The following is a 683-nucleotide window of genomic DNA, read 5'->3' as shown; positions in this document are numbered from 1 at the left end:
CTGACAATGGGCTTCCCTTCGCCTCGCCCAATGGACTCTACAACCTGTCCAAGCTGTCGGTTTGGTGGTTGAGGCTCGGAATTGCTATCGAGCGCATCAGGCCCGGCAACCCGCAGCAGAACGGCCGTCACGAACGCATGCATCTCACACTCAAGAAGGAGACGACCAGGCCGCCGGGCATGAACGCCCTGCAGCAGCAGGCAAGGTTCGACAGTTTCGTCAACGAGTTCAATCACGAACGTCCGCACGAGGGGCTCGCCATGCGAACACCGGCCGAGGTCTACGCGCCGTCTTCAACAGCCTATGAAGGCCTGCCGGAGTTGAACTATCCCTTCCATGACCGCGACATCCTCGTCACCGCCTGCGGCCGCATCTGCATGATGAGAAAGAGGATCAACATCTCCATCGTGCTCGCCGGTCAAAGGCTCGGCATCAAGGAGGTCGACGACGGAATTTGGCTCGTCAGCTTCATGCACTATGATCTGGGATACATCGATTTGGAGCAGAGAACCTTGCAAACCATCGACAATCCGTTCGGCACGAGATTGTCACCCATTGTAGTGCACCCCGATTTTGAGACAGAAAACGGGTAACAGTTCTCCGTTAGGAGGACTGATGAGAAGGGACGATCCTAGGCGGCGGTTCAACCGCGACTTCAAGCTGGCGGCAGTCCGGCGAATGGC

At 57.5% G+C, this 683-nt stretch carries 1 protein-coding gene; it reads left to right on the top strand.

What is annotated here, in order from left to right; genetic code table 11:
* Positions 1-593 (top strand): integrase core domain-containing protein (locus tag EN853_RS33085; RefSeq protein ID WP_135856047.1); only part of this gene is annotated, 593 nt, incomplete at its 5' end.
* Positions 594-683 lie beyond the last annotated feature (90 nt).

The sequence above is a fragment of the Mesorhizobium sp. M1C.F.Ca.ET.210.01.1.1 genome (assembly GCF_004791585.1).
Lineage (GTDB): Bacteria > Pseudomonadota > Alphaproteobacteria > Rhizobiales > Rhizobiaceae > Mesorhizobium.
The sequence above is the reverse complement of the archived record's forward strand: the minus strand, read 5'-3'. Positions and strand labels throughout refer to the sequence as shown.